This is a genomic window from Streptomyces sp. GL_140, from assembly GCF_057834465.1.
Genome location: NZ_CM174404.1, coordinates 1,456,085 through 1,475,145, shown reverse-complemented (window position 1 = coordinate 1,475,145; position 19,061 = coordinate 1,456,085). Strand labels below are relative to the sequence as shown.

The 19,061-nt window shown below is 71.6% G+C and carries 14 protein-coding genes; 5 read left to right on the top strand and 9 right to left on the bottom strand.

All coding sequences use genetic code 11. The features are described from left to right. Nucleotides 1–287 precede the first annotated feature (287 nt). Nucleotides 288–1,028, top strand: coding sequence for a hypothetical protein (locus tag AC3IYJ_RS06865; protein WP_489400450.1), 741 nt, complete (start codon nt 288–290; stop codon nt 1,026–1,028). A 288-nt stretch (nt 1,029–1,316) separates the two neighbouring features. Here AC3IYJ_RS06865 and AC3IYJ_RS06860 read toward each other — a convergent pair whose 3' ends face one another. From AC3IYJ_RS06860 to AC3IYJ_RS06845, 4 genes are all read right to left on the bottom strand, one after another. Beyond that, nucleotides 1,317–2,033, bottom strand: a complete 717-nt coding sequence (locus tag AC3IYJ_RS06860; RefSeq protein ID WP_489400449.1) for a hypothetical protein — start codon at nt 2,031–2,033, stop codon at nt 1,317–1,319. A 709-nt stretch (nt 2,034–2,742) separates the two neighbouring features. Next, nucleotides 2,743–3,390: a phosphatase PAP2 family protein gene (locus tag AC3IYJ_RS06855; protein ID WP_489400448.1), complete on the bottom strand. Its 648-nt coding sequence runs from the start codon at nt 3,388–3,390 to the stop codon at nt 2,743–2,745. Then, the gene (locus tag AC3IYJ_RS06850) at nt 3,387–3,992 is read right to left on the bottom strand and encodes a phosphatase PAP2 family protein (RefSeq protein WP_489400447.1); all 606 of its coding nucleotides are present in this window, start codon (nt 3,990–3,992) and stop codon (nt 3,387–3,389) included. Before AC3IYJ_RS06850 ends, AC3IYJ_RS06855 begins: the two co-directional genes overlap by 4 nt. A gap of 159 nt (nt 3,993–4,151) precedes the next feature. Continuing rightward, nucleotides 4,152–4,763, bottom strand: a complete 612-nt coding sequence (locus AC3IYJ_RS06845; protein WP_489400446.1) for a DUF4232 domain-containing protein — start codon at nt 4,761–4,763, stop codon at nt 4,152–4,154. Between the two features lie 286 nt (nt 4,764–5,049). On the opposite strand from AC3IYJ_RS06845, the gene AC3IYJ_RS06840 reads away from it, so the two are divergent. The 4 genes from AC3IYJ_RS06840 (at nt 5,050) to AC3IYJ_RS06825 (ending at nt 8,251) form a co-directional block, all read left to right on the top strand. Beyond that, on the top strand, nt 5,050–5,646 hold the full coding sequence (locus AC3IYJ_RS06840) for a hypothetical protein (RefSeq protein WP_489400445.1): 597 nt from the start codon (nt 5,050–5,052) through the stop codon (nt 5,644–5,646). Between the two features lie 139 nt (nt 5,647–5,785). Next, nucleotides 5,786–6,262, top strand: coding sequence for a hypothetical protein (locus AC3IYJ_RS06835; protein ID WP_489400444.1), 477 nt, complete (start codon nt 5,786–5,788; stop codon nt 6,260–6,262). A gap of 178 nt (nt 6,263–6,440) precedes the next feature. After that, nucleotides 6,441–7,034 carry a hypothetical protein gene (locus tag AC3IYJ_RS06830; RefSeq protein WP_489400443.1) on the top strand — a complete coding sequence of 198 codons (594 nt, stop codon included), beginning with the start codon at nt 6,441–6,443 and terminating at the stop codon, nt 7,032–7,034. A 182-nt stretch (nt 7,035–7,216) separates the two neighbouring features. Next, a complete protein-coding gene (locus AC3IYJ_RS06825; RefSeq protein WP_489400442.1) occupies nt 7,217–8,251 on the top strand; it encodes a serine/threonine-protein kinase in 1,035 nt (344 codons plus the stop codon). Nucleotides 8,252–8,297: 46 nt separating this feature from the next. Here the strand turns inward: AC3IYJ_RS06825 and AC3IYJ_RS06820 are convergent, their stop codons facing one another. From AC3IYJ_RS06820 to AC3IYJ_RS06800, 5 genes are all read right to left on the bottom strand, one after another. After that, complete coding sequence (locus tag AC3IYJ_RS06820) at nt 8,298–8,522, bottom strand: response regulator transcription factor (protein ID WP_489400441.1); 225 nt, start codon at nt 8,520–8,522, stop codon at nt 8,298–8,300. A gap of 200 nt (nt 8,523–8,722) precedes the next feature. Next, nucleotides 8,723–11,167, bottom strand: coding sequence for a SpoIIE family protein phosphatase (locus AC3IYJ_RS06815; protein ID WP_489400440.1), 2,445 nt, complete (start codon nt 11,165–11,167; stop codon nt 8,723–8,725). A gap of 115 nt (nt 11,168–11,282) precedes the next feature. After that, complete coding sequence (locus AC3IYJ_RS06810; RefSeq protein WP_489400439.1) at nt 11,283–11,972, bottom strand: 4'-phosphopantetheinyl transferase family protein; 690 nt, start codon at nt 11,970–11,972, stop codon at nt 11,283–11,285. Continuing rightward, nucleotides 11,969–16,753 carry a type I polyketide synthase gene (locus AC3IYJ_RS06805; protein WP_489400438.1) on the bottom strand — a complete coding sequence of 1,595 codons (4,785 nt, stop codon included), beginning with the start codon at nt 16,751–16,753 and terminating at the stop codon, nt 11,969–11,971. The genes AC3IYJ_RS06810 and AC3IYJ_RS06805 overlap by 4 nt, the downstream gene beginning before the upstream one ends. Nucleotides 16,754–16,839: 86 nt before the next feature. After that, nucleotides 16,840–19,026, bottom strand: a complete 2,187-nt coding sequence (locus AC3IYJ_RS06800; protein WP_489400437.1) for an MMPL family transporter — start codon at nt 19,024–19,026, stop codon at nt 16,840–16,842. Nucleotides 19,027–19,061: the final 35 nt, after the last annotated feature.

Below are 19,061 nucleotides of genomic sequence, written 5' to 3'. Positions count from 1 at the left end.
CGTACCGGAGGGGATTTTGGGGTGAGCCGGAGCCGAATTTGGGGTGTTTGCCCGATGTGTCGCCGACTATCGCGGCGCATGCTGGCGAAGGAGTTCCAGAACCCGGGTCTCTCTGGTTCGCATGTCCCACCGGCCCCGCGCAAGGGCATGCCGTTCGGCATGCCGTCGAACCCGCGCCCACCGAACGACTCCGGCCAGTGAATCCGGGGTCCGAGCGCCGCGGGTGGTGGCTTGCGAAGCCGAAGTCGGGCTGCGAACCGACAGGGTTCATACGGAAAGGAATCGTCATGCTCAACAAATTCGCGAAGCGCGCGGCGATGCTGACCGCGTCGGCTGCACTGGCCGTGGGGGGCGCTGCGGTGCCCTCGTTCGCCTTTGCTGCCACGACGCCGACCATCGCGCACGTGACGGTACCGAGTGACAACGGCGGGAATAACAACAATAACAACAATAATGGCGGTGGAGGAAACAACAACAACAATAACAACGGCGGGAAGGGTGGAAACAACAACAACAACAATAACAACAACAACGGTGGCAAGGGCGGAGCGAACAACAACAATAACAACAACAACGGTGGCAAGGGCGGAGCGAACAACAACAATAACAACAACAACGGTGGCAAGGGCGGAGCGAACAACAACAATAACAACAACGGTGGAGGTGGAGCCAACAATAACAACAATAACAACAACGGTGGGGGCGGAGCGAACAACAATAACAACAACAACAACGGTGGGGGCGGGGCCAACAATAACAACAACAACAACGGTGGGGGCGGGGCCAACAATAACAACAACAACAACGGTGGGGGCGGGGCCAACAACAATAACAACAACAACGGTGGGGGCGGAGCGAACAACAATAACAACAACAACGGTGGGGGCGGGGCCAACAATAACAACAACAACAATGGTGGGGGCGGAGCGAACAACAATAACAACAACAATGGTGGGGGTGGAGCCAACAATAACAACAATAACAACAACGGTGGCGGGGGTGCGAACAATAACAACAATAACAACTGAACTTCAAAGTCCGGCGGCCGGTGGTTCGAAGTCACCAGGCCGCCGGATTGTCACGTGCGCACCCTGCGGTGGGTGGAGGACGGTGAAGCCGGTTGGTCGGCGCCCGTACGTCCGCGCCATCGACCGACGTGGGCAACGCAAGGCGGAGGGGGCTCGTGCCGGGCCCGCCCGGGTCCGTGACCTCGCTGCTGGGGCGCCCGTCGGCCGGGTTGAATCGACGGCAGCGCGGGAATCGGCGCACGTGAATTCTTCCGTGCCGCCTTGCCGCTCCCTGCCGGGCCGGCACGTTTAACGCTGATTGCAGCTGATGTTCAGAGTGCCGACATAGGTGTCGCCCAGTCCGACGTGCTCGATCGGATAGCAGGCCTGGAGGTGGGAGAGCGCCGTCTCGTCGAGAAGTGATCGGATTCCTTCGGTGCTCCGAATCTCGGCGCTGTCGTGGGCGTCGGCGGCCTTTTCGGCGGCGCCGCCGATGTTGTTGTTATTGTTGTTGTTGGTCCCTCCGCTCCCGTTGTTGTTGTTATTGTTGTTCGTCCCCCCACCGATGTTGTTGTTATTGTTGTTGTTCACGTCGCCACCGTTGTTGTTGTTATTGTTGTTGTTCGTTCCTCCGCCGATGTTGTTGTTGGTGTTGTTGTTCTGGGTTTCGGTGTAGGAGTTCCCTTCTCCGACCTGTACCGCGTATGAAGCTTGAACGAGTCCCGCCCTGTGTAGGAGCGAGAAGAATCCCTCGTCGTCGTCATGGGATTTAGTCGAACCTCCGTCGTTGTTGTTGTTATTGTTGTTCACGCCTCCACCGAGGTTGTTGTTGGTGTTGACGTTCTGGGTGCCGATGTAGGTGTTTCCGTGGCCGACCTGGACCGGGGTTGAGGCCTGGGGGAGCGTGGCGCTGCCGAGGAACGAGAGGAAATCCCCGTCGTCCTGTGCCTGGGCGCCGCCGGCGCTGAGGAGTACCGCTGCTGTCGCGGCGGTACTGATCGCGGCAAAACGCTTGGCGAGCTTCATTCGACCAACCTTTCGTCGTTCCTGAAGTCCGGATCCTGAGACTCAGTCGACAGGATGGCGACCGAAGCGATTGAACGATCATCAGGCACGCTGAAGCGGCCGCCTTTTCCCCCGTACAGCCCCAGAGCTCCACTTGGCCGCTTGTCTGCCCAGCAGTCATTGAAGAGGTCGGGCAGGAATGCCCTGGCCGGAGCGGTCGCCGAGGCCGAGTCCGAGTCCGTGGCCCGTGCCGGACCGGCTCCGTCCGCGAGGCATCCTGCTGCGTCTTCTGCGAGGAGATCGGACTGCTCCGCCTGATCAGGATGCGGCCGCTGCCCGTTGGGGTAACGGGCCTTTCAACTGCGCTTACGGGGGCTCCTGTTGGAGTCCGTGGCGAGCGTCTTATCCGATGTGCTGCGTAGCCGTCTTCCGGCGCCGGCGCCGATTCCGACGATCAGGGAGATGGGAACCGGTGATTGGCAGCCGAACGTGCGGGGTTCATCGGCGGCTTGCTGTGCGTGCGCGAGGCTCTCGCCGGATCAGGGTCAGGAGTCCGGGAGTTCAGGCCGACCGGCAGGGGGCGTTCGGTACGAACAGTGTCTGGGGTGGCAAGCCCGAGTTCAGCGGCGTTCAGCTCCGACGTGTGCGGGAACTCGGCGCGGTCGAGGCGCGGTTCGCCTCCGTCTTCTCGGCGGAACGACCCCGAGGATCTGGCCGGGGTGGTGCCCGGTCACCGTACGGTGTCCCGCGTACGCCACAGGTACGCGCAGGCGGCCAGGGCCAGCCAAGCGGTGGCGAACAGCCAGCCGCCGAGCACGTCGCTGAACCAGTGCACGCCGAGGTGCACCCGGGTCAGGCCCACGGCCGCTCCCCAGAGACAGACCAGGACGGTCGCGAGGCGCGGGAGCCGCGGGCCCCGTAGGGCAAGGGCGGCGATCAGGAGGCCCGCGGTCATCGCGCCGGTGGTGGCGTGGCCGGAGGGGAAGGACCAGCCCGAGGCGTGCGTCGCCCAGTCGCCGAGCGGCGGCCGGGGGCGGGCGATCAGCCTCATGACCGCGTACCGCAGGGCTTCGCCCAGGCCCAGGCAGAGGGCGAGTCCGGCGGCGGTGGTGACGCGCTGCCGGACGTTGCGGCCCACGGACAGGCCCGCCAGGACGACCGCCGCGAAGGGGATGACCCCGGTGCCGGTGGCGGTGATCGCGCGGGACAGTGCCACGACCGGGGCGGGCCGGTGAGTCAGAGACCACTGGTGCAGCGCGGCGTCGCCGGGCAGCCGCCCGTGATGGCCGTGGAGCACGGCCAGGGTCAGCAGGGTGAAGGCGGCGGCCGCGACCAGTGCCGTCCAGCCGCACAGTCGGACGGCCCCGGGGCGGGTCACGCCACGGCCAGCAGGGGGCGCAGCGGGCCGTGCTTGAGCCGGGTGGCGAGCTCGCTCTGCTTGCGGCGCACGGCCCAGGTGGCGAGGAGGGCGACGAGGGCGCCCACGGCGAAGCCGATGACGACGTCGTGCGGGTAGTGCACGCCCACCCAGACCCGGGAGGCCGCCATGAGGATCGCCGCGGCCAGGGCGACGAGGCTCACCCGGCGCGATACGAGGAGCAGTGCGAAGGCCGCCGCGGAAGCGATGGCGGCGTGGTTGCTGGGGAAGGACCAGTCGCCGGGTGCGGGACAGGCTTCGAGGACGGTCACGTGCAGCCGCCGACAGGGCCGGTCCTCGCGGACGGCCAGTTTCAGCAGGGAGTCGACGCCGAAGGCGAGGACGGTGACCAGGGGGACCGCGAGGGCGGTGACCGTGGCCGGGGTCCCCGCTCGGCGTGCCCGCCACCAGGCGACGAGCATCAGCAGCGCGAAGATGCCCAGTCCGTAGGCCGACCAGCCGGTGATCAGGATGTCGAGCCAGCCGGGGGCCCGGTGGGCGAGGTCGACGATGTCGAGGTAGGCGGGGCCGTCGATGGCCGAGCCGTCGTACGCGAGATTCATCAAGGGGCCTCGTTCCTCTCCCTGATCGCGGGCAGGGGGCAGGGGGATGGAACATCCGGGCGACTGCAATCGCGTAGATGGTCTACTGAACTGTAGACGATCGGGGTGTGGAGAAGGCGCCGGCCGAGGCGGCCGGTCAGCGGTGAACGCTCGCTGCCGTCAGGCAACGTCCTCGGCGGCGGCGAAGGCGGTGGCCCGGACGGTGGTGCCGCAGAGCGCGAACTGCCCTCCGTCGTCAGGGGCCAGCTGGAGCCCGCCCCCTCCCGCGCCCAGCACGATCGAGGGGGCGATGGTCGGCTCGGCGCCGGAAGCGCAGTATCCGCCGGCCTCGCCGAGGACCGGAGCGAAGGTGAGCCGGGTCGAGGCCCGGTCGCCGACGGCCAGCCGTACTGGGTGGGCCTGGCCCTGAGGGGTCACGGTCAGGGGCTTGTTCCGGTCCGGGGAGCCCTGGCCGGCGAGGGCCACGGTGGGGAAGCCCCTCAGGACGCATGCCTCCGGACCGTCGTTGAGCACGGTGATCCGGATCTGGGCGGCGCCGATCCGCTCCGCGCCGTCCGCGCTGAGCTGCTCGCCCGCGCAGGGCGCGGCGGACCCCCGTCGCCCGGCCGTCCCCTGCGCCGATGCGCCCGCGCTCACACCCGCGCCCAGCAGCAGACCGCAGGCCAGGGCGCCCGCCGCGAGCCGAAGGGCCGAGGCCGAGGCCGGGGTCCGGGACGCGCCACCCCGCCTCGTGCCCGTCCGTGGCGCTCCTGTCCGTGCCGTTCCGGTCATGGGGGCCTCCTCGCGGTTCGCGGGACGTCCCACCCCGGCCGCACAACGCGCTCCCCGTCGGCCGCGCTCTCCTCCCAGCGTCGCGCGCCACGGGCGGACGCGCAGCTTTTAACCGGGGTCCGCGAGGGTGTCAAGTCCCGAATTCCCGGCACATGACCGGGGTGCCCCCGCCGGGGCTTACTGGTGGAGCGGAAAGGACCTCACCGAAAAGGAAACGAGGGAACATCCGCACCGACCCGGATTACGGGACAACCCAATGAATCATCTGAATCGGTAGGAGAAGGTCATGAACTTCAAGGCTCGCACCAACAACGTTGTCCGCCCGAACCGTCGGGGTTTCCGCATCGCGACGCTGGTGGCCTCCGCCGCAATGATTTCCGGTGGGGTCCTCATTCCGGCCTCCATGGCTACGGCGGCTCCGATGCCGGCTCACGTAGCCGCCGCACTGCCCACGGCCGGCGGCGCCGGTGGGGACGGTGGTGAAGGCGGAGGCGGCCTCATCGGGGGCGGCGGTGGCTCCGGCGGCTCCGGCGGGGGCAGCGTCCTCGGTGTCGGCGGCAACGGCGGCAACGGCGGCAAGGGCGGCGAAGGCCTCCTGTCCGGTGGCGGCGGCGGTGGCGGCGGTGGCGGCGGCGACGGCGTGATCGGCGGCAACGGCGGCAAGGGCGGCGACGGTGGCGGCGGCCTCTTCGGTGGCAGCGCCGGCAACGGCGGTGGCGGCGGCAGCGGCACCCTGATCGGCGGCAACGGCGGTAAGGGCGGCAACGGCGGCTTCGGCGTCTTCCAGGGCGGCAACGGCGGCAAGGGCGGCAAGGGCGGCTTCGGCGGTCTCTTCGGTGGCCTCGGCGGCGGCGGTGGCGCCGGCGGCGGAAGCATCTTCTGATCGCAACACCGCAACACCGCAACACCGCAACACCGCAACACCCGGCTCTACGGGGTGGAGGCCTTCCGGGCCTCCACCCCCCACATCCCCTTCTCATCCCCCCACAAGCGACACCGTGCTCACGAAACGGAGAATCCCCATGTTTACAAGCTCCTGGCAGCGTCCGCTCATCCTGGCGGCGGCCTCGCTGGCCCTCGTCACCGGAACGGCCTGCGCCGCGCAGGCGTCGGTGTCCCACACCCCGGCCGGTGTCAGCACCTCGGTCCTGACGGACCTTCCCTCGCACTGCGGCCAGGGCGGCGAAGGCGGCGAAGGCGGCAAGGGCGGAGAGGGCGGCAAGGGCGGTCAGCCCGGTCAGCCCGGTGAGCCCGGCAAGCCCGGAGGAATCGGTTGCTTCCGGTTCGAGGACCTGCCCGACAAGCCGAAGTCGGAACTGACGGTGGTGGACCGGGTCCGCATCGTGGTGACCCTGATGGCCGACGACTCCGACGCCATGAAGGAGAAGATCGCCAAGAAGTACAAGATCTCGGAGGAGCAGCTCGACACCTGGAAGCAGCAGTACCAGGACGGCGACTGGATCGCCCTGATGGGAGGGAACCTCGCAGTCGCTCCGTGAGGTTCGAGGGCACAGCAGGGGATGGAAAGGCCGATCGAGGCCGGATCACACGGGGCCCGTCCGGTCATTGACCGGCCGGGCCCCCGTCGTCCCGATGGCGACTCGCCCCCTTGCCCCCGCCATTCGCCCCGCTGGATCCCGTGTCACGGAAACCAATTCCTCGGAAAGGGAGAACGTCATGCGCATACATGCTTGGAAGATCCGTCTTGGTCTCGTCGTTTCGGCGGCTCTGATCGGCGCCGGTTCGATGACGTCCGTCGCCACGGCCGCCCCGGCCTCGGCGAACGTGGCAGCCGCCCCGGCGCTCGCCGCCGCGCACTACGACTCGGGCTCCGGCGGCGGCGGTGGCGGTGGCTTCGGGCCGGGCGTGGCCCGGTACGGCAGCGGGGCCCTCGGCGGCGTCAAAGTCGGCAACGGCAGTGTCCGCGTGGGCGACAAGGTGTGTGCGGGCAACTGCAACGGAACGGTGAACGGCACCAACGGCAGCAGCGGCGGGGTCTGTGCCGGTCTGTGCAACGGCAGTGCCAACGGAGGCAAGGGAATCGAAGGCCGACCGGGTGGCGGCGACGGCGGCAACGGCGGCAAGGGCGGTGTCTGTGTCGGGGTGTGCGGCGGCAGCTCCAACGGAGGCAACGGCGGCACCGGCGGGACGTCGGCGCCCGGCGGCGACGGCGGCACCGGCGGCCGGGGCGGCGACGGCGGAATCTGCTTCGGATCGGGCTGCGAGACCAGCGGTCGGGGCGGCAACGGTGGTGCCGGCGGCGATGACTGAACCCGCCGAATGCGAGCACCACGCACCACGCACCACGCACCGTGGCCGGTCCTCGGGACCGGCCACGGACGCGTCCGCAGTCAGCGGTTCCCCGGCCCCAGGTCCCGGCCCCCGGCCCCGGCCCCGGCCCCGGCCCCGTCCCGGACGGGCAGGCAGGTGGCCCGCTGGATAGACTTTCAGGCATGGAAGAGCGGCCTGCCGCGTCGATCCCGGGCCGGCCCTCCGGCCTGATCGGGCAGCAGATCGCGGGCTACCGGATCGAGCGCCTGATCGGCCGCGGTGGCATGGCCGTCGTCTACTGCGCGAAGGACCTGCGTCTGGAACGTACGGTCGCGCTCAAGCTGATCGCCCCGGAGCGCGCCCGCGACGAGGTCTTCCGGCGCCGCTTCACCCACGAGTCACGGGTGGCCGCACGGATCGACCACCCGCACATCGTGCCGATCTTCGAAGCCGGCGAGACCGACGGCCTCCTCTACATCGCCATGCGCTACGTATCCGGCCCGGACCTGCGGGTCCTGCTGCAACGGGAGGGGCCGCTCCCCGTCGCGACCGCGCTGCGCATCGCCTCCCAGGTGGCCTCCGCGCTCGATGCGGCCCACGCGCACGATCTGGTGCACCGGGACGTCAAGCCCGCCAACATCCTGGTCGCCGCCGGCACCGACAGCGACCACCCCGAACACGCCTACCTCACCGACTTCGGACTGACGAAGAAGTCGCGGGCGCTCACCGGGTTCACCACCGTCGGCGAGTTCGTCGGCACGGTCGACTACATGGCGCCGGAACAGATCGCCGGCCGACCGGTGGACGGCAGATGCGACGTGTACAGCCTCGCCTGTGTGGTCTACGAGTCCCTCGCCGGTGGGCCGCTCTTCGAACGTGACGACGCCCCGGCGCTGCTCTGGGCACACCAATACGACCGGCCGCCCCTCCTGGCGGAGAGACGGCCGGATATCGCGCCCGCTGCGGACGAGGTGCTGACGAAGGCCCTGGCGAAGGTGCCGGAGGACCGCTACGGGTCCTGCCTGGAATTCGTGGCGGCCCTGCGCGTCGCCACCGGGGGCGGCGGGGGAGGCGTGGGTGGTGCGGGTCCGGGTACTCATCCGCCGACCCTGGTGGTTCCCCGGCCCCTCGGGGTCCCGGGCATCTCCGTGCCGCCGCCGGAGCCCCCGGCCTGGGCGCGGCCGGTGTTCCGGGAAGGGTCCGGCGGGGCGGCTTAGCGCCCTGTGCTCCGTAGGGACGACCCAGGGGCCACAGGCCCGGAGGTCACAGGCCCAGGGAGATGGCCATGCGGGTCAGTTCCGCCGTGGTGTTGATGCCCAGCTTGGCCCGGATGCGGCGGAGGTAGGCGTCGACCGTGTGCTTGGAGAGTCCCATGGAGTGGGCCGTCTGCACGTAGGTGCGGCCTGCTGCGATGTGTCCCAGTGCCTCCTGCTCGCGCGGGGCGAGTACGGGGGCTTCGGCCTGCGGGGTGGCGAGGGTGAGGCTCATGGGATTTCCCTCCGACGCATCGGCTCGGTCATCGCTGCTCACACCATCGGAAGCAGGGGACATATCCATGAATGTGGGTGTATGTCCGTGATAAAGAGCCTGTCGGTCGGACTTCATGGAGCTGTCCGTCGACTGTCACAGGCGTGTCACAGGGAACCCCGACGCGCGTGGCGCGGGAACGAAAGGGGCAGAGCGGCTCCTCAGGGCCCGACGAGGGTCTGCTCTGCCCAGATGGTCTTGCCGACGAGGGTGTGCCGGGTGCCCCAGCGCTGGGCGAGCTGGGCGACCAGCAGCAGACCGCGCCCTCCCTCGTCGAAGATCCGGGCCCGCCGCATGTGCGGAGCCGTACCGCTGGCGTCGGAGACCTCGCAGATCAGGGTGTTGTTCTCGTGGATCAGCCGCAGCTGGATGGGCGGCTCGCCGTAGCGGATGGCATTGGTGACCAGTTCGCTCACCACGAGCTCGGTGACGAAGGCGGCGTCGTCGAGCCCCCACGCCGTCAGCTGGTCGGTGGCGTCCCTGCGGGCCTGGGCGACGACGGAGGGGTCGGGCGGTACGTCCCAGACGACGACCTTGTCGGCATGCAGGGCCCGGGTCCGGGCGACGAGCAGGGCGACGTCGTCCTCGGGCGGGTGCGTCAGCAGAGCCGTCAGTACGCGGTCGCAGACCGCGTCGAGCGTGGAGGCGGGCCGGACGAGGGCGGTGAACATGCTGTCCAGGGCCTCGTCGATGTCGTGCTCGCGGGCCTGGAGCAGGCCGTCGGTGTACAGGGCGAGGATGCTCCACTCCGGAAGCTCGACCTCGACGGTCTCGAAGGGCAGGCCCCCCAGGCCCAGCGGCGGGCCGGCCGGGACGTCCATGAGGTACGCGGAGCCCTCCGGGGAGACCACGATGGGCGGCGGGTGGCCCGCCCGGGCGACGGTGCAGCGCCGGGTGATCGGGTCGTAGACCACGTACAGGCACGTGGTGCCGATGCCCCCCGCGGCCTCCTTGCCCTCGTGGCCCGCCTCGTCGGCGGACAGGTGGATGACGAGGTCGTCGAGATGGGTCAGCAGCTCGTCGGGCGGCAGGTCCACGTCGGCCAGGGTGCGCACCGCCGTGCGCAGGCGGCCCATGGTGGCGGTGGCGCGGATGCCGTGTCCGACGACATCGCCCACGACCAGGGCCACCCGTGCACCGGACAGCGGGATCACGTCGAACCAGTCGCCGCCCACGCCGGCCTCGCCACCGGCGGGCAGGTAGCGGGAGGCGATTTCGAGTGCCGACTGGTCGGGCAGCGTGTGCGGGAGCAGGCTGCGCTGCAGCGTCATGGTGCTGGTGTGCTCCCGGGGGTGCCGGGGCGCGTTGCGGATGCTCACGGCCGCCCTGCCGGCGAGCTCCTCGGCCTGCCACAGGTCCTTCGGCCGGAACGGCTCCCGGTGCTGGTGGCGGCCGAAGACGGCCGACCCGACGGTGGTGCCGCCGGCCCGCAGCGGCACCACCATCACCGAGTGGGTCCCGTACTCGCCGATCCAGGCGGCCCCGGGGTCCTGGGCCACCCATCGGGCGATGGCCGGGTCCGTAGTCCCGTAGACCGTGCCGCGTCCCGCGGCCAGGCACTCGACGGGGGGTGACAGCGGCGGGTAGACGGTCGTCCCGCCGACCGCCACCCCGGACTGCGGGCCCGTGCCCTGGACCGACCGTACGGCGGTACGGCGTACGGTGACCGCCCCCTCGACAGCGCCGGAGGAGGGATCGTCTCCGCGCGGCACAGGCTCCAGCAGGTCGACGACCGCGAAGTCGGCGAGCTGGGGGACGGCGGCGTCGGCCAGTTCCTGCGCGGTGCGGGTGCTGTCCAGGGTGGTGCCGATGCGGGCTGCGTCGAGATCCGGCGGGAGCGTCGGCTGCCCGTCGTTCCCGGCCGCGGTCCGCTCGTGCGCGGCCAGGTACACGGCGCGCACGCGGCCGTCCGCGTCCCGCAAGGGGGTCAGCGAGGTTGCCCAGCCGTGCTCCGCGCTCGCACCCGTCGGGCGCACGAGGCCCTGCGCGTGCTGCGTCTCGCCGCTCTCCAGGGCCAGGCGCATCCTGCGCTCCGTCTCCTGGCTGACGGGATCCGGGGCGATGTCGGGCAGGCGCAGTCCGCGCATCTCGGCCTCGGTGAGGGACAGCGCTCGCTTCATTCCGGCGTTCGCCCGCACCAGCCGCAGGTCCGCGTCGAAGATGGCCAGGACGCAGGGGGACTGGGCGAACGCCCATTCCTTCAGGGGTTCCTCCCAGGGTGCGCCGGTCGTGTCCGCCGCACCGGGCCCGCCCGCCACGGCGGACACCAAGGACCACCTGGTGTTCCCCCCGGTCGAGGTCCAGCGGTGCGCGAGCAGTCCCAGTTCCGTCCGGTGGCCGTCCCGGTGCCGCAGCGCCACGGTGCCGCTCCACCGCTCCTGTCCGGGCGGGATCCGCCGCGCCGCATCCGCGGCATCGGCGAGCAGGTCCGCGGCGGGCATTCCCACGACCTCGGAGGGCGCGTAGCCGAGCAGCCGACGGGCCTCGTCGCTCCACTCGGTCACGATGCCCTGCTCGTTGATGGTGGCCGTGGCCGTGTACGCCGCCTCGTGGAGGGTGTTCGTCTCCTCCGGCCGCTCATCAGGAGAGGTGGGAAGTCGCTCCATCGCAGCTCATCTCGCCCTCGCTAGATCCTTTGCCGCGTCGCGCGGCAACCCGCACGGCCAGGGGCTCCACTGACAAGCATGATCCGGCGGGGCGGGGAGCACCAACGCAGTGTCGTCACGGGAGGCAGTACGGCGCGGCCCGCTGCGCGAGGACCAGGGCGAGCACCGCGTCTCCCGCCTGCCACACCATCGCGCGGCGCCGTCCGCCGAGTACGGGCGGCCGTAGGCCGAGTATCTCCACGCCGCGCGCGGCGGCGCCGAAGATGCCGCTCCGGTCGGCCTTGACCGCGGCCTCCTTCAGGGCCCAGGCGCCGGCCAGGGCATCGGGGCGGTCCGTACCGATGAGGGAGAGTTCCCCGGCGGACAGGACGTGATCGGCGACGCGCAGTACCGCGGGGGCCGAGACGGTCGTGCACAGGTCCACTCCGACCGGTTCCGGCGCGAGGGCCGCGGCGACGTGGCCGGCGGTGTGGCTGATCGAGACGTTCAGGCCGGGTACCGCACTGCCGCCGACCAGGACGCGGGGACTGCCGTCGGTGCGGGGAAGGACCTCCACCTCGTCCGCCGGTACGGAGAGGAGCTCGCGGACCACCTGCTTGGCGAGCAGACGGCCCGCCACCCACTCGGCCCGCCGCCGCGCCGGCAGCTCGCGGACCAGGCGCCGCTCGGCGGGCGAGAGCAGGGGTTCCCGGTCCCGGTGGGGACCGGAGCGCCGGGCCACGGCGACGGCGGCTCCGCCCCATCGGTGGACGTGTCCCGGCGCGATCGGCGGGAAGCAGGTGTGCACGGCCGCGGCGGGGGTCATGCGGCCGCGGGGGCCGTGTCCGGCTGCCGCAGCTCGCGCTCCAGCGCGCTCACGGCGTACCGGATCTGGTCGGGCGTGTGGTCACAGGTGATGAAGAAGCGCAGCCGGGCCATTTCCTCGGGCACGGCCGGGTGGAGGATCGGATTGACGCTGATGCCCTGCTGGAAGAGGGCCTCGGCGAGGCGCAGGGTCTTCAGCGAGTCCCCGACGATGCACGGGACGATCGCCGTGTCCCGGCTGTCCCCGATGTCGATGCCCGCGTCCCGCGCGAGGCGGACGAACAGTGCGGCGTTCTCCCGCAGCCGGGCCACCCGCTCCGGCTCGTCGCGCAGGACCCGCAGGGCGGTCAGGGACGCGGCGGTGTCCGCCGGGGTGAGGCCGGCGCTGTAGACGAAGCCCGGAACGGTGTAGCGCAGGTACTCGACGACCCGGCGGTTCCCGGCGACGTAGCCTCCGCAGCTCGCCAGGGCCTTGGACAGCGTCCCCGACCACAGTTCGACGGCCGAGCGGTCGATGCCGAAGTGCTCGCCGATGCCTCCGCCCGTCGCGCCGATCGTGCCGACGCTGTGCGCCTCGTCGATCATCAGCAGGGCGCCGTGCCGGCGCTTGACCTCCAGGAGGGCGGGCAGATCGGCGATGTCGCCGTCCATGCTGTAGACACCCTCGACGACGACGAGAACCCGTCGGTACTGGTGGCGGACCTGCCCGAGGAGGGCGTCCAGGGCGGCCGCGTCGTTGTGCGGGAACGGCCGCCGGGTCGCGCCGGACAGCTTGCACCCCTGGAGGATGCTGTCGTGGGCGAGGGAGTCGTGGACGACGAGGTCCCCGGGTCCCACGAGGTGCCCGATCACGGTGACGTTGGTGGCGTGCCCGTTGGCCAGGGCGAGCGCGGCCTCGCATCCGAGCAGGTCGGCGAGTTCCGCTTCGAGTTCCAGGTGGAGCGGACGGCTGCCGGAGAGCAGTCGGCTGGCGGACACCGACGTCCCGCAGCGTTCGATGGCCTCCTTGGCCGCCTCGCTCACCCGGGGGTGCGTCGCCATGCCCAGGTAGTTGTAGCTGGAGAACGAGAGCAGCTCCCGGCCGTCGACGACCGTCGTGTCCGTCATCCCGCCTTCGTGGACGAGGAAGTACGGATTCGCCAGCCCGGCCCGGCCGAGGAGGGCGACGCGATCGCCGTGGGCGGTCACCTCGGGGAAGCACTCGATCCGCGTGTGCTCCTCGGGCAGCGGGGCGGGGGAGGACGGGTCCGGGGAGGACGGGGCCGGTACGGTCCGGTCCGCGTCGGGGGTGGGCGGCTCGGCGGCCGGGGGGACCACGGTCAGGTGGACGGGCGGCGAGGGCGGGGACTCGCCCCCGTGGTCGGCGCGCTGCCCGGGGACGACTGCCGCCGCGCCGTCCGCGGCGGGGGCGCCCGCGATCATCGCGGCTATCCCCGCGATGGTCGGCCGGTCGGCGGCCTTCTCGTCGAACCTCCAATGCGGCCACTGCCGCTTGAGGGCGACGAACAGGTCGGTCAGCATCAGCGAGTCGAAACCGAGATCGTCGATCAGCAGTTGGTCCTCGCGCAGACCGCTGACGGGGAAGGCGCTGATCCGGGCCACGTGCGAGAGGACGGCTTCGGTGACCTCGCCGAGGCCGTCGGCCCGTACGGGCTTCCCGTCGGCCGGTGCGGCGGGGGCGCTCGGCACGGCGGCGGCCGGAGCCGGGGCCGGGGCCTCGGGGGCCGGTGAGGCGGGGGCCTGCTCGGCGGGGCTCGGGGCGCTCAGGGTCTTGCCGAGGCGGGCGAGCAGGGTGACCTGCTGCTGGACCAGCTGGAGCAGTTCACTCATGGAGCCGTTCACGGAGTCGTTCGTCGAGTCGTTCATCGGGGCCTCCTCGGTCGATGCGAACTCGGTTGGTGCGGGTGCGGGTGCGGGTGCGGGTGCGGGTGCGGTCGCGGCGGGCTCGGGCCGTATGCGGGTGTCCTCGTTCGTGGCGGTGCGCCGCTCCGGCACCCAGTAGGACCGGGTGTCGAGCTTCGCCACCGGCAGGTCCAGCAGACGGCGGTCCTCCCGGCGGACCAGGGCGCGCGGGTCGACGGGGGTGCCCAGGACCGCGAGCCGGGCGAGGGCCAGCGCGAGGCTGCGTCCGCCGTCCGGCGCTCCACCCTCGACGGGGACGACGTGGACGTCGCCGTGGCCGGTGAGGTTGCGGCGCACCGAGGTGAGGAGCGAGTTTCCGCCCGTCACCTGGAGGAAGACGCGGGCGCCCTGCTCGTAGGCGGTGTGGACGGCGTCCTCGAACAGGACGGGCGCGCAAGCGTGCCGGGTCCACAACCCGCGCAGCACCTCGGGGTCGGTGCAGACCTCCGCGTTCACGGTCGAGACGAACGGCAGGACCGGGCTGCTGATGGGACGGCCGGCGAGGCCGGAGCGGATGGTGTCCTCGACCGAGGCCAGCCTCGGCGAGTGGAAGGCGCTGGACACCTCCAGCGCCGCCGTCACCACCCCGGCCTCGGCGCAGGCCTGTCGCATGGCGTCGACCCCCTGCTGCGTCCCGCTGACCACGACCTGGCGCGGCTGGTTGAAGCAGGCGAGCCAGACGTCGCCGATGCCGTGCATGAGCCGACGGCAGGTCTCCTTGTCGGTCTGCACGGCGAGCATCCCGCCCCGGAATCCCGACTCGGCCCGCCGGAGGGTCGCACCGCGGTGGACGAGCAGCCGGATCGTGTCCACCGGGGTGAGCGCTCCGGCCGCCGCGGCCGCGGCGAACTCTCCGGCGCTGTGGCCGAGGGTGAGGTCGGGGGCGATCCCGCAGTCGGCCAGGACGCGGGTGGTGGCCATCTGGACGGCGCCGAGCAGCGGCTGGCACACATCGGTGGCGGCGAGCTGCACCCTGAGCTGCTCGGTGTCGCCCCGGGACGTCGCGGCCTCGCCGTAGAGCAGGTCGGCGAGGTCGATGCCGAGGTCCCGCCGGGCCACCGCGCTCAGGACACAGACGGCCGACCGGAAGGCGGTGAACCTCTCGTGGAGGTCCCGCATCATGCCCGGCCGCTGGCTCCCCTGACCGGGGAAGAGGAAGGCGATGCGGCGCTGCGCCTCCGGCAGCGGGGCGTCGGAGGCGAAGGCGCCGTCGCCGAGGTCGCCCCGGGTGCCGGCGAGGAGCTGCTCACGGGCGTGGCGCAGCCGCCGGACGAAGGAGTCGGTGTCGTCGGCCACGATCGCGAGCCGGGCCTTCAGGGGCTCGCGCGATCCCAGGGTGTGGGCCACGGCGGCCAGCGGGGCACGGTCCGCCGTGTCGAGTGCGTCGAGTACGTCGCCGATGTGCTGGTCCAGCAGTTCGGCGTTGCCGGCCGTGAGGAGGACGAGCTGGGGTCCGGTGCCTTCGGCACGTTCCGGGCGGCGCCCGGGGTCCGGGGCGGGCTGCTGCTCCTCCAGGACCACGTGGACGTTCGTGCCGCCGAAACCGAACGAGCTGACGGCGGCACGCCGGGGAGTGCCGGTGCTCGGAAAGGGACGTGCGGTGTCCGCGAAGCGCAGGCCCGCGGCCGAGACGGGCAGGTCGGGATGGGGGGTGGTGTGCGGCTGCGGCACGATCGTGCGGTGGTGGACGACCAGGGCAGTCTTGATCAGTCCGGCGATGCCCGCCGCCGACAGGGAGTGCCCGATGAGGGCCTTGCCCGCGCCGAGGTAGCACAGGCCGGGGTCGTCGTCGGGGTACTCGGTGCGCAGCCGGCGCAGCGCCTCCGTCTCGGCACGGTCTCCGGCGGCGGTACCGGTGCCGTGGGCCTCCAGGAAGCCCACGGAGGAGGGGGAGACCTCCGCGTCGTCGTAGGCCCGGAGCATGGCGCGCAGCTGGCCTTCGGCGGTGGGAACCAGCGGTCCCGGGGACGCCCCGTCGTTGGCCGAGCCGATGCCCTTGATCACCGCGTAGACGCGGTCGCCGTCCGCGAGGGCGTCGGCGAGCGGCCGCAGGACGACGGTGCCCGCGCCCTCGCCGAGGACGAATCCGTCGGCCTCCTCGTCGAAGGGGCGGCACACCCCGGCGGCGGACAGTGCGCGGAGCCTGGAGAAGCCGACCAGGCTGTCGGGGGTGAGGTTGAGGTACACGCCGCCGACGAGGGCGGTCCGGCAGGTTCCCCGGCGCAGGTGGGCCATCGCCTGGTCCAGTGCGACCAGCGACCCGGAGCAGGCGGCGTCGACGGCGAAGCTGGGGCCGCCGAGGCCGAAGTGCCGGCTGACGGTCCCGGCCGCCATGTTGAGCAGGCTCCCGGGAAGGGTGAAGGAATCGACGGTGCCGAGCTGCCGTGCCCGCTCCTTGACCGCCTCGAGGGCGCGGGGGTCGTCCGCCGCGCAGGAGTCCTCGGCCAGGGTGATGGCACGGAGGGGGGCCGTCATGAGGTCCTTGTACTCGGACACCGAGATCCCGAAGAAGACCCCGGTGTTCTCCCGGTCGAAGTCGCGGCGGCCCAGCCCCGCGTCGTCGAGCGCCTCGCGGGTGACGTCGAGCATCAGCCGGTGCTGCGGGTCCATGGCCCGCGCGCGGGCGGGCGCCACCCCGTAGTGCGTGGCGTCGAACCGGTCCACGTCGTCCAGGAAGGCGACCTGGTCGGTGTAGGCGGCATTGGGGCCGGACCGGGTGCCGGGCTCGTGGAAGAGGTGGTGGTTCCAGCGCTTCCCCGGGACGGTGGAGAACTGCCGTTCCCCGCTCAGCAGGAGCTTCCAGTAGCCGTGGACGTCGGGGGCCCCGGGAAAGCGGCAGCCGAGTCCGACGATGGCGATGTCGTTGACGATGTCGTTCATGACGGATCTTCCTTGTCGTACTGGTCGTGGCGCCCTGAGCGGCCTGCGGCCGCGGTGGCGAGGGAGGGAGGGTGTGCGCCCGGTGGTCAGCGGCGCGCGGGGGTGTGCGTACGGACGGGGGTGCGGGCCGGTTTGCAGCGGCCCGGGGGACATCGCCCGGGAGCGGCCGGCGGTGGCCGGGGGGTCGGGCTCGGCGCCTTGCGCCGCAGCGGCCGCGGCGCCCACCAGTTCAGGCCGCCGGCCAGCCGCATCAGCGCCGGTACGAGGACGCCCCGCACGAGCGTGGCGTCGAGGAGGACGCCGAGACCGGCGCCGATCCCGAAGAACTGCAGGAGGGAGACCCGGGAGGTGCCGAAGCTCAGGAGGGTGAACGCGAGCAGGGCTCCGGCGGTGGTCACGATGGAGCCGGTGCGCGAGACGCCGGTGACGATCGAGCGGGCGTTGTCCTGCCCGGCCTCGTGCGCCTCCTTGATGCGGGCGAGGACGAACACCTCGTAGTCCACCGAGAGCCCGAAGACGATGCAGAACAACAGCACCGGCATGGTCGTGGTGAGCGGTCCGGGCGTGAAGCCGAGCAGGTGGCTCAGGTGCCCCGTCTGGAAGATCCACACCATGGCTCCGAGGACCGCCGTCAGGCTGAGGGCGTTCAGCGCGATCGCCTTGAGCGGCAGGAGCAGGCTGCGCGTGAATCCGAAGAGCAGCAGGAAGGTCGTCAGGGCGATCAGGGCGAGGGCCACCGGAATCCGGTTTCCCACCGTGTCCTTGGCGTCGACCAGTACCGCGTCCGGTCCGCCGACCAGGACCTCGGCGCCCGCCGGGGCGGGCGCCGCGCCGTGGATCTCGCGGATCTCGCGGACGAGCCGCTGGGCGGCGCGCGATCCGGGGTCGGCCAGCGGCACCACGGAGAGCAGGGCCGGTCCGTCGCCGACGGGTCCCACGACCCGGGCGACCTGGGGGAGCGCGGCGAGCCGGCGGGCGTACTCCTGCTGGGCCGGCCGGGACGCCCGACCCGTGATGACGACGGTGAGGGCGCTGGAGCCCTTCATGTCGAACGCTCCGCGCACCAGGTCTCCGGTCCGCCGGCTGGACGCGCTCACCGGCAGCGCCCGGTCGTCGGGGGTGGCGAATCCGGCGTGCGCGACCGGCCCGGCGAGCACCAGCAGCAGGCCGATCACCGGCAGCGCCGCGAGCAGCGGACGGCGTACGACGATCCGCGCCAGCCCCTCCCAGAAGCGCGAGCGGGACCCGGCGCGGACCCGGCGGCGCCACGGCACGGGCCAGGCGTTCACCCGCTTGCCGAGCAGCGTGAGCAGGGCCGGCAGGACGGTCAGGGCGCTCACCGCGGCGATCACCACCACGGCGATGCCCGCGTAGGCGAAGGAGCGCAGGAAGTACGGCGGGAAGACCAGCAGCGTCGCGAGGGCGGCGCAGACCGTCGCAGCGCTGAAGACGATCGTGTGGCCCGCCGTGCGCACGGTCCGGATGGCGGCGTTGCGCGGCCGGTAGCCGTGGGCGAGCTCTTCGCGGAACCGCGAGACGATCAGCAGTCCGTAGTCGATTCCCAGCCCCAGGCCGAGCGCGGTGGTGAGGTTCAACGCGAACACGGACACGTCGGTGACGGAGCCGAGGACGCTCAGGACCAGCAGGGTCCCGGCGATGGCGAGGACCCCGATCAGCAGGGGCAGGGCGGCTGCGACCGCACTGCCGAAGACCAGGACCAGCAGGACCAGCGTGCCGGGCAGGACGACGGACTCGGCCCGCTTCAGGTCGGACTCCGCGATGTCCTGGAGCTGGGCGTCGGTCAGCGCCGTCCCTCCCACGTCCACCGTCAGGGCCTCACCGGCGGAGGTGGGGACGGTCAGCTCCGCGCTCAGCCGCTCGACCCGCGCCGCGAGCTGTTCGCCCTCTCCGTCCACGTGGGCGGTGAGCATGGCCGCCCCGCCGTCCCGGCCGCGCAGCTGGGCCGCGCGGCCGGTCCAGTACGAGGTCACGGCGCTCACGTGCGGCTGGGCGGTGAGGCGGGCGGTCAGTTCCTCGCCCGCGCTCCGGGCCGCCGGGTCGTCAACGGAACCGCCCCGGGGCCGTGCCACGACGACGAGGTTGGGGGACGCCCCCAGGTGCTCGGCCGCCACGCGGCCGGCGCGGCTGGACTCGGAGCGCGGGTCGTCGTACCCCTGTGTCTTCAGCCGGCCGGTCGCCTGGGCCCCGAACACGGCGGACACCAGGAGGAACAGGAGCGCGGCGAGGAGGACGAGGCGGGGACGGCGGGTCACGAGGACCCCTGAGCGATGGGACATCGGGGCCTCCG